Origin of the sequence: Streptomyces katrae, assembly GCF_000966975.1 — a bacterium.
In the GTDB taxonomy this organism is placed as follows: Bacteria; Actinomycetota; Actinomycetes; order Streptomycetales; family Streptomycetaceae; genus Streptomyces; species Streptomyces katrae.
Genome location: NZ_JZWV01001795.1, coordinates 1 through 325, shown reverse-complemented (window position 1 = coordinate 325; position 325 = coordinate 1). Strand labels below are relative to the sequence as shown.

The 325-nt window shown below is 75.7% G+C and carries 1 pseudogene; it reads right to left on the bottom strand.

Annotated elements, in window-relative coordinates:
• A pseudogene (locus VR44_RS48720) lies at positions 1–325 on the bottom strand (hypothetical protein); the annotation flags it as partial.

Sequence of the window (325 nt, the reverse complement as noted above, 5' to 3'; positions counted from 1 at the left end):
ACGAGCGCGGTGGTTTCCGTGGCGGCCGCGACGACCGCGGAGGCGACCGTCCCTCGTACGGCCGCCGTGACGACGACCGTGGCGGCCGTCCCTCCTACCCGCGTCGTGATGACGAGCGCGGTGGGTTCCGCGGTGGCGACCGCCCGTCCTTCCGTCGTGACGACCGGGGCGGCGACCGTCCCTTCTCGCCGCGTCGGGACGACGACCGCGGCGGGCGTCCCTCCTACCCCCGTCGTGACGACGAGCGCGGCGGATTCCGTGGCGGCCGCGACGACCGTGGTGGCGACCGTCCGTCCTACGGGCGTCGTGACGACCGTGGCGGGGA